The sequence below is a fragment of the Algoriphagus sp. genome (genome assembly GCF_039969895.1).
In the GTDB taxonomy this organism is placed as follows: domain Bacteria; phylum Bacteroidota; class Bacteroidia; order Cytophagales; family Cyclobacteriaceae; genus Algoriphagus.
Genome location: NZ_JBDVMZ010000014.1, coordinates 297,595 through 312,350, shown reverse-complemented (window position 1 = coordinate 312,350; position 14,756 = coordinate 297,595). Strand labels below are relative to the sequence as shown.

15 protein-coding genes are annotated in these 14,756 nt (G+C 42.8%); 9 read left to right on the top strand and 6 right to left on the bottom strand.

The window, feature by feature from the left end:
* Positions 1-28: 28 nt before the first annotated feature.
* Positions 29-1,204: a VCBS repeat-containing protein gene (locus ABJH64_RS12710; protein ID WP_348277324.1), complete on the bottom strand. Its 1,176-nt coding sequence runs from the start codon at positions 1,202-1,204 to the stop codon at positions 29-31.
* A 15-nt stretch (positions 1,205-1,219) separates the two neighbouring features.
* Positions 1,220-2,032 (bottom strand): creatininase family protein, encoded by an 813-nt coding sequence (locus tag ABJH64_RS12705; protein ID WP_348277325.1) that lies wholly within the window; start codon positions 2,030-2,032, stop codon positions 1,220-1,222.
* A 238-nt stretch (positions 2,033-2,270) separates the two neighbouring features.
* Here ABJH64_RS12705 and ABJH64_RS12700 point away from each other — a divergent pair, with 238 nt between their 5' ends.
* From ABJH64_RS12700 to ABJH64_RS12685, 4 genes are all read left to right on the top strand, one after another.
* Positions 2,271-2,969, top strand: coding sequence for a ferritin-like domain-containing protein (locus ABJH64_RS12700; protein WP_348277326.1), 699 nt, complete (start codon positions 2,271-2,273; stop codon positions 2,967-2,969).
* 24 nt (positions 2,970-2,993) lie between these two features.
* A complete protein-coding gene (locus tag ABJH64_RS12695) occupies positions 2,994-3,812 on the top strand; it encodes a ferritin-like domain-containing protein (RefSeq protein WP_348277327.1) in 819 nt (272 codons plus the stop codon).
* Between the two features lie 464 nt (positions 3,813-4,276).
* Positions 4,277-4,849, top strand: a complete 573-nt coding sequence (locus tag ABJH64_RS12690) for an outer membrane beta-barrel protein (protein ID WP_348277328.1) — start codon at positions 4,277-4,279, stop codon at positions 4,847-4,849.
* Between the two features lie 96 nt (positions 4,850-4,945).
* The gene (locus ABJH64_RS12685) at positions 4,946-5,614 is read left to right on the top strand and encodes a hypothetical protein (RefSeq protein ID WP_348277329.1); all 669 of its coding nucleotides are present in this window, start codon (positions 4,946-4,948) and stop codon (positions 5,612-5,614) included.
* Between the two features lie 11 nt (positions 5,615-5,625).
* On the opposite strand, the gene ABJH64_RS12680 is transcribed toward ABJH64_RS12685, so the two are convergent.
* Complete coding sequence (locus ABJH64_RS12680; RefSeq protein WP_348277330.1) at positions 5,626-6,735, bottom strand: family 20 glycosylhydrolase; 1,110 nt, start codon at positions 6,733-6,735, stop codon at positions 5,626-5,628.
* A gap of 143 nt (positions 6,736-6,878) precedes the next feature.
* Positions 6,879-7,388, bottom strand: a complete 510-nt coding sequence (locus ABJH64_RS12675; RefSeq protein WP_348277331.1) for a RidA family protein — start codon at positions 7,386-7,388, stop codon at positions 6,879-6,881.
* A 78-nt stretch (positions 7,389-7,466) separates the two neighbouring features.
* Between ABJH64_RS12675 and ABJH64_RS12670 the strand changes: the two genes are divergently transcribed.
* Positions 7,467-7,928 carry a GNAT family N-acetyltransferase gene (locus tag ABJH64_RS12670; RefSeq protein ID WP_348277332.1) on the top strand — a complete coding sequence of 154 codons (462 nt, stop codon included), beginning with the start codon at positions 7,467-7,469 and terminating at the stop codon, positions 7,926-7,928.
* Positions 7,929-7,950: 22 nt separating this feature from the next.
* On the opposite strand, the gene ABJH64_RS12665 is transcribed toward ABJH64_RS12670, so the two are convergent.
* Together ABJH64_RS12665 and ABJH64_RS12660 are read right to left on the bottom strand one after the other, a co-directional pair.
* Positions 7,951-8,874 (bottom strand): DUF6089 family protein, encoded by a 924-nt coding sequence (locus ABJH64_RS12665; protein ID WP_348277333.1) that lies wholly within the window; start codon positions 8,872-8,874, stop codon positions 7,951-7,953.
* 52 nt (positions 8,875-8,926) lie between these two features.
* Positions 8,927-9,829 carry a mechanosensitive ion channel domain-containing protein gene (locus ABJH64_RS12660; RefSeq protein WP_348277334.1) on the bottom strand — a complete coding sequence of 301 codons (903 nt, stop codon included), beginning with the start codon at positions 9,827-9,829 and terminating at the stop codon, positions 8,927-8,929.
* A 165-nt stretch (positions 9,830-9,994) separates the two neighbouring features.
* On the opposite strand from ABJH64_RS12660, the gene ABJH64_RS12655 reads away from it, so the two are divergent.
* From ABJH64_RS12655 to ABJH64_RS12640, 4 genes are read left to right on the top strand one after another with little or no spacing between them, the layout of a single operon-like run.
* Positions 9,995-11,536 (top strand): GNAT family N-acetyltransferase, encoded by a 1,542-nt coding sequence (locus ABJH64_RS12655; RefSeq protein WP_348334698.1) that lies wholly within the window; start codon positions 9,995-9,997, stop codon positions 11,534-11,536.
* Positions 11,518-12,102 (top strand): HAD-IIIA family hydrolase, encoded by a 585-nt coding sequence (locus tag ABJH64_RS12650; protein WP_348277336.1) that lies wholly within the window; start codon positions 11,518-11,520, stop codon positions 12,100-12,102. Before ABJH64_RS12655 ends, ABJH64_RS12650 begins: the two co-directional genes overlap by 19 nt.
* Positions 12,089-12,940 (top strand): 3-deoxy-8-phosphooctulonate synthase, encoded by an 852-nt coding sequence (gene kdsA, locus ABJH64_RS12645; protein WP_348277337.1) that lies wholly within the window; start codon positions 12,089-12,091, stop codon positions 12,938-12,940. The genes ABJH64_RS12650 and kdsA overlap by 14 nt, the downstream gene beginning before the upstream one ends.
* Positions 12,941-12,948: 8 nt before the next feature.
* Positions 12,949-14,589 carry a L,D-transpeptidase family protein gene (locus ABJH64_RS12640; RefSeq protein ID WP_348299817.1) on the top strand — a complete coding sequence of 547 codons (1,641 nt, stop codon included), beginning with the start codon at positions 12,949-12,951 and terminating at the stop codon, positions 14,587-14,589.
* The last annotated feature ends 167 nt before the right edge of the window (positions 14,590-14,756 follow it).

The following is a 14,756-nucleotide window of genomic DNA, read 5'->3' as shown; positions in this document are numbered from 1 at the left end:
TGGGATTCTGGTTGGATCTCTGTCAATCCTACTGTTTTATCCTATTTTCAAAAAGGAAGATCCCATTCTTATTTGCTATGACGATGTCGGGTTTTTGATCTTGATTCATGTCCTGCACGGCGATGTTAAGCCCGGCTCCGGAGTCGTTGTCTATGATGTGTTCTCGTACGAAAGGCCCAATCATAGGGGTGAATTCTATATAAAACAAATAGGGTGTATCAGCATCACCGAGGTCATTTCCATTATGGGCTAGGTACCTTTTACCGGCGATCATTTCCATGTTCCCATCGCCGTTGAGATCTGCCAGGATGGTGGCATGGGTTTGAGAGGTGAGGTTATTGATCAGGTGAGTTTTGAAGGTAGAGTCATTGACATATTCCTGCCACCATACGCCCATAGCGTGCGCCGAGGAGCTCACTACATCATTTTTGAAATCCCCATTCACATCCAAGATCTGCATGTGAGCGGCTTTGTCACTGATGGCAGCCGGGTGAAAAATCCAGTCTCCTGACTTTAGATCAGTTTTTCCTTCAAACCATCCTTCGGAAATCACTACGTCTTTGATTTTGTCGCCATTGATATCACCATACCCTAATCCATGAGAAAATCTATCAGTACCAGGCACATTTTCCGCCGTCAGCTCAAATCGTTTCCATTCCGTCTCGCCAGGTTCTGTTGGCGCTTGAAGCCAAATTATTTGTCTAGTTTTATAGTCACCGCATAGGATGTCAACTCTACCGTCTCCGTCCATGTCCACAAAGGCCGGAGATTCATTGGAAATACCCACAGAATCTGCGATGATGTGTTTCTTCCAGTCGTTACTTTCACTTTTTGGATTTTCAAACCAGTAGGCGGGAGTGCCGGGATAGTCAATAATCACGATGTCGTCCCAGCCATCTAGATTGACGTCCATTCCCAGGTTCAAGAAGGAATTGCTGTATTCTTTTCTCGGGTCAAAAGCCCGGGAAGAGGAAATTTGGTGCTGCGTCCAAGTGGGCGCTTCAAACCAGTAATACCCCGCCACTATATCTAGTTGACCATCTTTATTCATGTCTCCTGTAGCTACTCCTTCGGAAAAGAATTCTCTGGAGATGACTGTTTTTTTGAAATCTTGCTCTTGGCTGAAGGCTAGGGTTGCTACTAATAAAAAGACTAAGATGCCGATTGATCGTGCAGCGAGAGGTTTAAAAGTTGTAGTTTTCATATACATGTAAAGTAGTTATAATCCTGCTAAATCCCATTTTCTGACCACTTCTTGGATGAATGCAGAGATTTTTGCATTTACTTTTTCAAAATACTCATCGGCCTGAGCCTGATCAAAGTTGGGATAACCTTGGCCTTCCTTGTACAAGCCAATAGAGGAGGGGAAAGGAACAGCCGACCAAGTGCCAGTTGCAGGATAGGGTGTCGCCAGATCTGCGTGGTATCTTTCTTTGTGTACCAAAGTCGGGTCGATGGCTTGGATATAAGCGGTTTCGTTTAGTCCGGCATGTCCTCCATCTTCGTTGAACACTTCCAAGGTCACATCAGCCGCAAAAGACCACCAGTTCAGCACGAGCGTTCTCACGCCTACTTCGTTAGCTACTTCTCCAGCTACCTCCTGTAAAACCTTCGTCTGCTCGCCCCCGTGCCCATTCAGGATAATGATATTCCGAAAGCCATTTTTTGCTAACCCTAACAAAATATCTCTAATAAATGGGCGATAGGCTGCTTCTGAGATTTGAAACGCACCCGGGAAAGCCGCCATGCTGCCCGTGATTCCATAGTTTAAGGTGGGAGCGATGAGCGCGTTGAGCTCTTCGGCTATGTCTTGGGCCATCGCTTCTGGGGCTGTGTTATCGGCTCCATTGTTCACTACTCCATGGGGTTCTAATGTCCCAGTTGGTAATAAAACGGTATTTATTTGCCCAGGTACATATTCCGCAAACTCCATCCAATTGATAAGATTCATTTGCCGGGTGGAGATTTTTTCTTGCGCATTTATCTGGAAAAATGGGAAAAGCAGAATAAATGCTAAAAGTGGCTTTTTCATAGTTGTGAGGTTTAAAAAGGGGATTTTAAAGAGATTCAAATAGGTGTGACAGCCTTATTTCAAGTTCAAAATACCATTCAATTTTGATTTATCTCAAAAAACTTAAGGGTTTGCTCAATCCAGGTGGGACTTAGGCTTCGTAATTGAATTTAAAGTAGCAGATCGGTCAAATCGGGTACTGATGGTACTACAATTTTACGAAAACCATAATCTTATTATTAACCTAAACACACAGAAAATGAAAGATGAATTAATTAAGCCGCAGGGACTGCTCAAAAATGCAAATCGCCGACAGTTCCTTAGAACAGGCTCCTTATCGGTAGCTGCCGCAGGATTGATCATGGTAGGCTGCAAAGACGTGGAAGACATGGATCCTATGCCAATGAACGGTGTAAAATTAGGATCAGGCGATATTGGAATATTGAATTATGCCTATGCCTTGGAGCAATTGGAAGCAGCATTTTATGCCGCTGTGATTCAAGGAGGGTACTTTGCTAATGCGAGTGCAGAAGAGAAGACCATTATGGGAGATTTGGAAAAGCATGAAAGAGCTCACCGAGAGTTTTTCAAAGCTGCACTTGGCGATGCGGCGATACCTGGCCTAGAAGTAGATTTTAGCGCTATCAATTTTGGAGATAGAATGTCGGTATTGAATGCAGCCAAGACTTTTGAGGATTTGGGCGTTGCTGCCTATAACGGTGCTGGACAATTTATTCAAAGTGTAGATTACTTGCTGATCGCAGGAAAAATAGTTTCAGTAGAAGCGAGACATGCTGCTGCGATCAGAGATTTGTTGAATCCAGGTTCTGCAGATTTTGCAGGCGACGATTTGATCGACGCGAATGGACTTGAGCGTACGTTGAGCTTCTCGGAAGTATTGACTGCTGCCAGCACCTATGTAAAGACACCGATTGACTTTAGTCAATTGCCATCCTAATCCACCACCATAAACTATAACGACATGAACTTATTGAATTTATTAGATAAAATGTGCCCGGATACTAACAGTCCGGAGGAAAAAGAACTATTCTTTTCAAGAAGAGATGCCTTCCGCAAGTTTGGAGACATGAGTAAGAAAGTGGCCATGGCTGCTGTACCGCTGGGTATTCTATCATCTTTGCCGAAGGTGGCGAAAGCAGATACCGCAAGTTTGATTGGCGTATTGAATTTTGCCTTGACCCTGGAGCATCTAGAGTATAGATATTACCAGATGGGTATAGAGTCAGGAGTCATAGCAGGAGCAGATGCAGCTATTTTCAACAAAATCAGAGACCATGAGTTGGCTCACGTGAATTTCCTCACCGAAGTGATCACTAATGTACTAAATGGTACGGCGGTGGCTGAGCCAGAATTTGACTTTACAGCAGGTGGTAATTTCATGCCATTCTCTGATTACCCTACATTTTTGGCACTTTCTCAAGCCTTTGAAGATACTGGCGTGAGAGCATACAAGGGTCAGGCAGGCAATGTTATGGAAAACGACGTGGTATTGACAGCCGCGCTTTCTATCCATTCAGTGGAGGCTAGACATGCTTCCATGGTCCGAAGATTAAGAACCAAAAAAGGCCAGGATACAGTGAAGGGTTGGATTACCAATGATTCCAGAGGTAGTCTTCCAGCTCCAACACAAGCAATCTATGATGGCGAGCAGAATGTTATGCATGGGGGTGTAAACATCGTGAATCTGACCGGAATAGATGCTGGTGCAGTATCAGAGGGCTGGGATGAGCCACTGAGCAAAGATCAAGTGCTCGGAATTGCTTCTCTTTTCCTTGCCTAGTTTGGTTAATAGTTGGGGTTGAGTGGTTTAGATGCTGCTTCCGGTTGGAGGTGGCATCTTTTTTATGTTTAAGTAAAGAGCACACGGAGATTGCGCAGAGGTCGCTGGTTAGGTCTTAGATTGAAATGATTAGAGGATAAATAAAGATTTACTTTTCAAAAAGTCAGACTGAGCGAATTCGAAGTTCTTACTTTGGCTCTACATGTAGTCCTGCTTTTCCAGAAGCTGGAATTTTTAATTTGTATTGGTTTAATTAATTTTTACCAAAGTTTAGAGCTTTGCCCTAGTTGACTTTCGTAACCTCTTTTCCCCAAGTAAAGCTAGTACCAATTCCAGGCGACAGCCAACTAAGGATATTGCATAGCAATTATGGTATGAATACACTAATAAATTGAAGTTCTACCCTAATGGGATGGAATTCTATGATTGAATTTTATTAGTTTTAAAATGAAAAAACATAGCTCATGAAAAAGTATCTATTGATTTTATTAATGGTTTGTGGTGCAGGAATGTACGCACAGGCGCAGGTGCTAAAGCCTGGGGTAGGGGTGAATTTTAGTGATTTCACCACCAATTCCGGGGAAGCAAGCGGCAAAGCCGGGTGGCAGCTGGGGGCAAGCATGGCCTTTGGAAACAAGTTTTACTTTGAGCCGGGACTCTATTATGTAGGTAAATCAACTGACTATTCAGATCCTAATAACCCTTCTCAGGATGATTTTGAGGCCGACTTTAATGGTTTTAGAATTCCTGTTGCGGTGGGATTAAATATTTTAGGCAATAGTGAGTCCACTGCTGTATTGAGGGCGTTTGGGGGTGGATCTGCTTTTTTATTGACTAGTGTAGGTGATGGTTTTGACAAGGACGATTTCAATTCAGCCTCCTATGGTGTATTTGCTGGAGCAGGTGTTGATTTCTCCATACTTTTCGTGGAGGTAGCCTATGAGTGGTCCGTCACTGATTTGTCGGACGTGAGCACAATCGACGTAGGAAAAAGTAGAGGCCTTTTTGCTACAGCCGGCTTGAGATTTAGGCTTTAAGCTAGCGTTCAGCAAAGGAAAAAGGAGGATGGGGACATCCTCCTTTTTTTTGTGACTCTAATTATATCCTTTTTGACAATTTCTTGGCTGAGTATCATGGTTACGCTAATTGTTTCTAGCGGATTTGCGGCTAAGCTGCTTGTTTCTAAAGGTATTGGAACTATAAAACATACTACTATTAAAACAGATGTGAGGAATGAAACTACTGACTTACAGGATTTCTCAGTAATCCATATCAGTGCAGCATCGAATCTTCGAATATTTCCTGGAGAGACGAATCAATTGGAATACGATGAGATAAGTGGAGAGAATATTAAGCCGCCTAAGACAGCAGCAATTCAAGATTATATCGTAAAAAATGATACGCTTTTCATCAACAATCTCCGCAATGCAAGCAACGGTGGTTACACGTTGAGGGTGAGTAGTCTGAAGCATCTGATAGTAAAAAACACCACTAGTTTAGACTTAAAGCGGTTTTCTCAGGATTCACTTTTGATCAATTCTGTAAATAGTAATGTGACTATTTCGGAAAATTCTACCATCTCCTATGTGGAACTGAAGTCAGGGCAGAAATTTGATCTGGTTTTTAAATCCAGGAAGGATTTTGGAATGGCTCTCTCGGAGGATAATTGCACTATTTCTGGAGATATAGCTGAGGTTTCAGGAATGATAGGAAATTACACAGCGCTTGGAATTCCTAGAAGGACAGAGAAAGTAGCTATTGATACATCTGATAATGGGAAATTGCACTATATAGTTAATTAGTCCTATGGCAATTATCTTTTCTCTACCTCATTTACCTTTTCATACATCTTTCGGAAAGTATGCCACTGGGTATTGGTTCCTCCATCTTGATCTAGGGTATTTGCATAGAATCCATCCATAAATCTACTCGCGCTGGTCCAGACAGTTTGCATGATGCCATAGAAGTTTTCCTTCATCGCAGGAGTTGAGTTTGCTCTGAATCTGTACATATCCTCCGCCTGAGCGATGGCTACAGTGGGGTTCCTCCAGGTTCCGGTGACTACCTTGAGGCCTTTGGCAGCAAATAATACAGCCGTCTGATCCGGGCGTTCGTAGTGCCAGTCGGCGATGATGACATTCTTAGGGATTAGGTCGATAGCTCTATGCGTATTATTCATACTAGCTTCCCACATGCCTAGCCCGGTAGTTTTGCCATCTATCAGTCGATCTCCCCAGATCCAAAGTTCTCGGTCATTAGCTGCCAGATGATTGCTGATTTTGGTGACTTCTCCTGCGAAAAGCTCTGCCTTGTCTCTGCCGGCACATCGTGGACATTTATCGTCGCCTATGTAGAACACCTCGTCCATACCTGCATGAAAGGCGTCTGCCTCAAATACCTCACATATTTCATCCATCAGTGCAAATACAACTTCATGTACCTCTGGATGGAGCGGGCAGTAGCTTTTGCAATAGAGACCATCCTCATTTGGCCACTCGTATTTCTCAGGCATCTTCACATGGGGCGTTTCGTCAAACTGGGGATAGACCTTCAGCAAATTCTCCAAATCTTCCGCCCAGGATTGATGACCCAGTAGATTGATCTGAGGAATGAGTTTTATTTCATGTTTCTTGGCTACAGTTACCAGTTTTTTGACATCCGAAGTGCTCAGAGCGGTTTCGTTTCTTAATTCAGGGTGAGAATCGAATTCATAGTTGTAATCCACTCGGAGCACCAAGGTATTTACTCCTCTAGTCCCTAGCTCTTCATCGATGAACTTGACAAATCGATCTACTTCATCCGGCGAAGGAGCTGCTATCGCAAAGCCTTTGATAGGCAGTCGATCGGTTTCTTGAGCAAAAACCGATAGCGTAGAAAAAAGAGAAAAGGCGATTAGAATAACAGTAAATATTGGCTTGTTCATCAGGAAAATTAATTGAGTAAAATCACATCAGTTAAAATATTCCTTTCAATTTATACAAAAAAATAAAGAAGATGAGTGTCTTAAATAAAAAAATTAAAGAATGTCATGCGCCAGAAAAATTTTAATTGAGCCTTTCTAGTTGTTTATTCTTTAATCTCAACGATCACTTCTATTTCCACGGCCATGTTATTAGGTAAGGCAGCCACGCCTACGGCTGAGCGGGCATGTTTTCCCTTTTCTCCAAAAATCTCCACCATCAAGTCCGAAAATCCATTGATGACCGCCGGTTGCTTGGTAAAGTCTGGGGCAGAATTAACCATTCCCAGCACTTTGACGAACTGTTTGATTTTGGTCAAGTCTCCTCCTGTAGCTACTTTCAGTACCGCTATGATTTCCAAACCAGTTTCTCTGGCTGCTTGGTAGCCCTCGTCAATCGTTAAGTCGGCGCCTACCTTACCATATACATCAGGCCCAGAACCTGACAGGTAAAGAAGATTGCCTACTTGCTTCCACTTCACATAGTTTGCGATAGGAGAGCCCACTTCGGGCAGGGAGAGTCCTAGTTGTTCTAGTTTCTGCTCTGGAGTCTGAGCATTTGCTAGAAATACGAGTAGAAATAGAGGGAGGAGCAGGGTGATTTTTCTGAGATTCATGGCAACTGAGCGTATTGATTGTAGGTCTAAGCTAGTTGATTCTTTTTATTTTTGGATTTCCTTAGGTATAAATAACAAATGAATCAGATTGAAATAGTCCCGTATTCGGATGAATTGAGCCCTTTTTTCAAAACTATTAACCAGCCCTGGGTAGAAGAGCTGTTTTCTGTTGAGGCTTTCGATCGCGCTCAATTCGACAGTCCAGCCGAGACGATTATCAAACCTGGAGGAGCCATTCTTTTTGCCCGGCTGGGGACGGAAATCGTAGGTACCGTTGGTCTCCATAGGATTACAGAGTCGGAAGTTGAAATGATCAAAATGGGGGTGATGGCTTCTCCACAAGGTAAAGGAGTGGGGCTTCTACTTGGGAGGGCTATTTTGGAAAAAGCCAAAGAAATGGGAGCAAAGAAAGTAGTACTTTACAGTCACTCTAAGCTAGTGCAGGCACTGAAAATTTACCAAAAGCTGGGCTTTAAAGCAGCAGAACTAGAGGAGGGTAAATATTGTAGATGCGATATTAAAATGGAATTAGAAATTTGAGATTTCTAAGTTGAAATTACCCCTACCAGAATCGGAAAGCCTTCTCATTCACTCTGTTTCTGAAGAAGAAGTTGTCCCAGATATCAGGTGAAAGATAGATTTCTACACCAACATTAACTGTCATATACCCATCATAACGATGGGTAAGGCCTGAACCTCTTCGGATTCTGCCATTATTTCTAAGGATTTTATCTACATCTGGCAAGCCATTCTCATCCAGGAAATCGGGATTTCTAACGGCTAATCTTAGACGGTCAGGATTGTTTCCAGTCACATAATCATCCACCAGATCCAGGTAAAACTCACTGATATTGTACGCGGAAATATCATCCATGTAATCTGTGAGTGTAAAGCGGTAATTCCCCTCTACAGTCAAATCCATATAGACATTCAGCTTGTACTTCAGGCCCAGCCCCATCGGGAATACCACGATGTTTTTTTCATAGGGATTGTTTTCTAGCTGAAGCGGTCGCAAATCCACCCATTCTCCATCCAACTGAGTTTTTGGCGTATTTGTGGACATTCCTATACCTGCAAAAATGTAAGGATTCCACAGATTTCGATGAATATTTGGAAGCTTCACTGGAAACAAATAATACTCGATCATAGCCGTTCCTTCCCAGTTTTGAGCCCTAAAATTCAGGTTTCGAATAGCTCTGTTAGCACGTGGATCGGATGGTGGATCCTGCCCAGACATCTTAATATAGGAGAAATCTAGCCTAGCCCTCAGGTTGGTGCCAAAGGTATAATGTATGCCTATGTTGGCGTTCCAGTCAGGTTGAACTCCCTCGTTGTATTTCCAGAAAGAATATAATTCCCCAAAGTACTGAGTAGCACCAGCACTAGCAGAAAATGACCAAGGTTCCTCAAATTTGAAACGATAAAAACTCTGAGAATAAGCCAGTGTGGAAGAGAAAAAAAGTAAAATAAGGAGAGTTTTTTTCATAAATGGCCATCATGGGAGTTTACCAAAAATGGGATTATTCGTGAAATTTAGGCTATTTATCCAACTTTTCAAATCCTGATTTTAAGTGGAGGTCACGCTGAGGGAATGGTATTTCTATGCCTTGCTCACCAAATTTTTTGAAGATCGCATAATATAATTGGCTTTTCAGCACTTTTGGTCGATTGATATACTCTGAGGACCAGACACGCAAAATGAAATTGATGCTGTTGTCTCCGTAGCTTTCAAAAAGCACATCCGGTGGAGGGATGTTTAGTACGCCATTATTTTCTTTTGCTGCTTCCATCAATATTTTTTTGATGTTTTCTGGGTCTTCTTTGTACGAAACTCCCACCGGAAAATTGAATCGAATGTTTCGATCATTATGCGACCAATTGATCACTGGACTGTCTATGAATTGGCTGTTTGGAACAATGATCGTAATGTTGTCATTGGTCACGATAGTAGTAGAACGTGCAGATATTCGAATCACATCTCCTGACACTTCGCCTACTTCTATCCTGTCGCCCACTTTAATAGGCCGCTCAAAGAGGATGATCAGTCCTGAAATAAAGTTGTTGGTGATGTTTTGAAGACCAAAACCAATACCTACACCGAGTGCACCGGCCAAAATTCCAAAAGCACTTAAATCAACTCCATTCGTCTGAAGAATGGAAAATACCCCCGCCAATACGAGCACATACTTGACTATCATTCCGATCGAAGATCTGGTGCCGGCTTCGATCTGATAGCGGGTAAGGACTTTGTTTACAAGTAGTTTTCGTATCCATTCAGTGACTACGAAGAGCACAATGAAGGATATGATCAAGGTAAGGATTAAGCCAACCGTAAGCTTGGACTCTCCCAAACTCACAAGACTGTAGCTCAAAATTTGTTCTATCCACTCAATAAAACCTTGGACTTTTTCTGGAGCTATTTCTTGTATTCCTTCTTGCATTTATATTTTGCGCTTACTGAATTTCTGGTGAATCTTAAAACTATTGAGATTTGCGCTCAAAGTACCAAAATTCTTTAAAAACCTGATCTTTCAAAGATTTTCCACCTGGCTTCTTTAAGGTATAGTCTTTGGGAGTTTTCAATTGATTTTGGCTAATTTTGAACCATGAGCAAACAAAAAGAAGAGTTAGAGCATAGGCTAAAGCTTAGAAATGTAAAGCTTGCTGACTATGATGATATACTAGAGATCATGAATTCCATCTATAAGAATCAAGGTGGAGCTTGGACCAAGCAAGAGTTTAAAAATCAATTGAAAGCTTTTCCAGAGGGTCAAATTGGAATCGAAGATAATGGCAAACTGGTGGCCGCTGCACTGAGTATAGTAGTGGATTACACCAAGTTTGGGGACAATCACACCTATGATCAGATCACTGGCTATGGCAAATTTGACACCCATGATATGGATGGAGATACGCTGTATGGCACTGATGTATTTGTACACGCCGATTATCGCGGGATGCGCCTCGGTCGAAGATTATATGACGTTCGCAAGGAAATCTGCGAAAATCTAAACCTAAGATCCATCATTGCAGGTGGACGAATTCCAGGATATAAAAATTACGCTGACGACATCACCCCTAGGAAATACATTGACCTAGTGAAAAATAAGGAGGTGTATGATCCGGTCTTATCGTTTCAGCTCGCCAATGAGTTTCACGTACGAAAAGTAATTACCAAATATTTGCCATCTGATACAGATTCTAGGGCTTATGCCACTCTTTTGGAATGGATAAATATTTACTACGAAAAGGACGAAAAGTTAATTGGTAATAAGAAGTCAATCGTTCGACTAGGGCTAGTTCAGTGGAAAATGCGTCGCTTCTCGAACGTAGATGATCTGATGCAGCAAGTAGAGTTTTTCGTAGATACCGTTTCTGGGTACAAGTCGGATTTCTGTCTGCTTCCTGAGTTTTTCAATGCGCCTCTTTTGGCGGAATTCAATGACATGGACGCCTCCGAAGCGATCCGTAATTTGGCAGATTACACGGATGAGATTATCAGTAGGATGAGTGATCTGGCTGTTTCTTATAACGTGAACATCGTGGCAGGTTCCATGCCGGAGTATGATGGGAAAAAGCTACGAAATGTAAGTTACCTATGCCGAAGAGACGGTACTCAGGACAAGCAATACAAGCTGCACATTACCCCTGATGAAGCATCTTACTGGGGATTGCAGGGCGGAAACGGCATCAATGTGTTTGATACGGACGCGGGAAGAATCGGAATTTTGATCTGCTATGATGTGGAATTCCCTGAGCTGGGAAGAATCCTGGCCGAGCAAGAAATGGATATTCTGTTTGTTCCTTTTTGGACGGATACCAAGAATGCTTTCCTTCGGGTAAATACCTGTGCCAAATCCCGTGCTATCGAAAACGAGTGTTACGTGGCAATCACAGGCTCGGTAGGCAACCTTCCGAAGGTGGAAAACATGGATATACAATATTCCCAAGCGGCCATTTACTCTCCCTCTGACTTCTCTTTTCCACACGATGCAGTAGTCGCTATGGCCTCCGAAAACGAGGAAACTATCATCGTAGCAGATGTGGACTTGGATCTACTGACTAAGCAGCGTAAAGCAGGAAGTGTGCGAAACCTAGAGCAGAGAAGGCTCGATCTTTATTCAATCCAATGGAAACAGAAAAAATAATAGCAGCCTATTTTTCCCATATTTCAGAAGAAGTTTGGGAAAAAGCCGCCAAAATAAAATTGGTAATCACTGACATAGACGGAGTGATGACTGACGGTGGTATCATCTATGATGATAATAAATTGGAATTGAAGAAATTCAATGTGAAGGATGGATTGATCATCTATCACCTCCGCAAAAGCGGATTGATGGTGGGCTCCATCACAGGCAGAGAATCCTATGTAGTGCAAAATCGCTGTGAGGAATTGAAGTTTGACTTTCATTACCACGGTGTGAAGAATAAGGGTAAGAAATTCCAAGAAGTCTTGGACACCTTAGAACTGACAGCCGAAGAGGTCGCTTTCATCGGAGATGATTTGATCGATCTTCCGATTTTGTCACGCGTTGGACTAGCAGTAGTGCCGAGCGATGCCATCGAATATATCAAGCCCTTTGCACATTATGTGTCGAGATTTGCAGGCGGAAAAGGAGTTTTCAGAGAGGTCGGAGATCTTCTACTTCATGCCAATGGCGAGCTAGTCTCATTAATTGATACTTTATCCCTAACCGACAATGACAAGAAATAATCAGCCCATGAGAATCACTGATTCGGTGATTTTGGGTGAAAATAAACCGGTGCTTTTCTCAGGCCCCTGTGCAGTGGAAAGCTTTGATATATGTTTGGAAATAGGCACCAAAGTAAAGGATTGGGCCGAACAGCATGGTTTTTCTTATGTGTTCAAAGCTTCTTTTGATAAGGCAAACCGTACTTCTTCAGGCTCTTTTCGCAGTATAGGAATGGATAAGTCGCTGGAAGTTTTGCAGCGAGTAGGAAATGCTCTGAACGTCCCTTTAGTAACAGATATCCATGAAAGTCACCAAGTGAACGAGGTAGCAGCAGTGGTGGACGTCCTTCAGATTCCTGCGTTTTTGTGCAGACAGACGGATTTACTTTTGGCCGCAGGCGAAAGTGGAAAAGCTGTCAAAATCAAACGCGGCCAGTTCATGGCGCCTGAGGATATGCAATATGCAGTGACCAAAGTAAGATCTACCGGCAATGAAAATGTTTGTTTGACGGAAAGAGGTTTTTCCCTGGGCTATCACAATCTGGTAGTGGATATGCGCGGTCTCCCGATCATGCGTCAGTATGCACCAGTGGTATTTGATGTCACCCATTCAGTTCAGCAGCCTGGAGGTCAAGGAGGTACGAGTGGTGGTCAGCGAGAGTTTGCGCCTATTTTGGCGAGAGCAGCTGCTGGTACTGGGATCGATGGTTTTTTCATAGAAACTCATCCAGAACCATCCAAAGCACTGAGCGATGGGCCTAATTTGATCCCACTTCATAAGATGGGTGAATTTCTGGAGATGCTAAAAGAAGCTTGGTCACTAGGCAGAAAGTACCAGGATTTTGAGGTGACTAATTAATGATCCGTATGTTTAGACATGTCATGTTACTAATGCTCCTGAGCTTTGCTCCGGGGCTTTTTTGTTTGGCTCAGAGCACTGATATTCGGGATAACATTCGTATCCGATTGGAGCAGGATCAGCCGGATATTCCCTTGAGTGTAAGAGGAAGCGAGCTCTTTGCGAAGACTGAGATTCACCAATTCTACTTCGACCGGCAATTTGCCCAAATCTGGTCAGAAGCTGGAAGATTGACCGAGCTGGCTTATGAGTTGAGGTTTGAAATCATGCAAAGCAAGTTTGATGGACTGAATCCACAAGACTATCACTTAGAGTTGATCAACGTCTTTTTTACTCAGTTTGAAGCCAATAAAAAGCTCAACAAAGCCAATGCACTGGATGATTTGGCGGATGTGGAATTGTTACTTTCCGATGCTTTTTTTCATTTGGCAGCACATCTAGAGATAGGTAAAGTTGATCCACAAAAACTCAAAGGTGATTGGGACATTGCTCCAAAAACTTCAAAAGTTTCCTACATAAATCTGCTTGAATCTGCAGTGAATAGGAAGCAAATAAGACAGACACTAGAGACCCTTTATCCTCACGTCACTATCTACAAAAAGGGTCGTGAAGTAATTCGCGCATTAGATGAAATCCGCAAGGCAGACACGCTAAATTGGAAAGATGTGAAGGTCGCTAAAACCATCAAAGTGGGAGATAGCAACAGCGGTGTTCCAAATTTGCGGCAGCGATTAGCTTTTTGGAAATATTTAGGTGAATACCCTTTTGAGGATGAAAAGGTCTATGATTCTACGATGTACGCTGCAGTTAAGCAATTTCAGGATAGAAATGGCCTAGAACCTGATGGCGCACTAGGTAAGAATACCGTTACTGCTTTGAATCAATCGCCGTCTGACCTAATAGCTATTGCTTCGGTCAATATGGAGCGACTGCGATGGCTTCCTGATACCTTAAGGGGGGCTGAAATGATTGTAGTGAATATCGCAAACTACCAGCTTGATTACCTAAGTAATCGAGACACACTCTTCAGTGCGAGGGTGATTGTCGGCAAAAAATATCATGCCTCCCCGATATTTTCTTCAGCGATGAGTTACATTGTTTTTAGTCCTTATTGGAATCTGCCGACTTCCATCGTCAGAAATGAAGTGATGCCTGCCGTGAGAAAAAATCCGAATTACCTAGCGCAAAAGAACATGGAGGTGGTGACTTATTCAGGCAAACCTGTAGATCCATCTACCGTAAACTGGAGCGGAAAATCTATTCCCTACATGGTAAGACAAAAGCCGGGGCCTACCAATTCTCTGGGATTAGTGAAGTTTATGTTTCCTAATGAATACAGTGTATATATCCACGATACGCCCGCCAGGAGTCTTTTCACGAGAGAAGATCGGGCACTAAGTCATGGATGCATTCGACTTCAAAACCCAGCAGATTTTGCTTCACTTTTGCTGAAGGGAGATGATTCCTGGACCACTGAGAAAATAAATGCTGCCATGAATCAATCCCATGAGCAGATCGTGAATTTGGATCGCAAAATCCCCGTAGTGCTACTATACCTTACTTTTTGGGCGGACTCCAAGGGACAGGGACATTTCCGACAGGATATTTATGATAGGGATGAAGAAATTTTGGAGGCACTTCGGAAGTAGGTGCAAGTGTATTGAACTAAATGATTTACCCCAAGTTGGGTAATTGCAGTCTCAGTCGTTAGGCTCTTCGGATTTTACCTTGAAATCCCGATATAGTTATGGTCTTGAAAATGAGCTAGAAGGGCTGGGATTTGAGGAAATTCAAGGCTGAAACAGATAAGTGTACG

Excerpts from the sequence above, each read along its gene's own strand:
- ABJH64_RS12710 (WP_348277324.1), bottom strand. The coding sequence starts at position 1,204 with ATGAAAACTACAACTTTTAAACCTCTCGCTGCACGATCAATCGGCATC.
- ABJH64_RS12705 (WP_348277325.1), bottom strand. The coding sequence starts at position 2,032 with ATGAAAAAGCCACTTTTAGCATTTATTCTGCTTTTCCCATTTTTCCAG.
- ABJH64_RS12700 (WP_348277326.1), top strand. The coding sequence starts at position 2,271 with ATGAAAGATGAATTAATTAAGCCGCAGGGACTGCTCAAAAATGCAAAT.
- ABJH64_RS12695 (WP_348277327.1), top strand. The coding sequence starts at position 2,994 with ATGAACTTATTGAATTTATTAGATAAAATGTGCCCGGATACTAACAGT.
- ABJH64_RS12690 (WP_348277328.1), top strand. The coding sequence starts at position 4,277 with ATGAAAAAGTATCTATTGATTTTATTAATGGTTTGTGGTGCAGGAATG.
- ABJH64_RS12685 (WP_348277329.1), top strand. The coding sequence starts at position 4,946 with ATGGTTACGCTAATTGTTTCTAGCGGATTTGCGGCTAAGCTGCTTGTT.
- ABJH64_RS12680 (WP_348277330.1), bottom strand. The coding sequence starts at position 6,735 with ATGAACAAGCCAATATTTACTGTTATTCTAATCGCCTTTTCTCTTTTT.
- ABJH64_RS12675 (WP_348277331.1), bottom strand. The coding sequence starts at position 7,388 with ATGAATCTCAGAAAAATCACCCTGCTCCTCCCTCTATTTCTACTCGTA.
- ABJH64_RS12670 (WP_348277332.1), top strand. The coding sequence starts at position 7,467 with ATGAATCAGATTGAAATAGTCCCGTATTCGGATGAATTGAGCCCTTTT.
- ABJH64_RS12665 (WP_348277333.1), bottom strand. The coding sequence starts at position 8,874 with ATGAAAAAAACTCTCCTTATTTTACTTTTTTTCTCTTCCACACTGGCT.
- ABJH64_RS12660 (WP_348277334.1), bottom strand. The coding sequence starts at position 9,829 with ATGCAAGAAGGAATACAAGAAATAGCTCCAGAAAAAGTCCAAGGTTTT.
- ABJH64_RS12655 (WP_348334698.1), top strand. The coding sequence starts at position 9,995 with ATGAGCAAACAAAAAGAAGAGTTAGAGCATAGGCTAAAGCTTAGAAAT.
- ABJH64_RS12650 (WP_348277336.1), top strand. The coding sequence starts at position 11,518 with ATGGAAACAGAAAAAATAATAGCAGCCTATTTTTCCCATATTTCAGAA.
- kdsA (WP_348277337.1), top strand. The coding sequence starts at position 12,089 with ATGACAAGAAATAATCAGCCCATGAGAATCACTGATTCGGTGATTTTG.
- ABJH64_RS12640 (WP_348299817.1), top strand. The coding sequence starts at position 12,949 with ATGTTTAGACATGTCATGTTACTAATGCTCCTGAGCTTTGCTCCGGGG.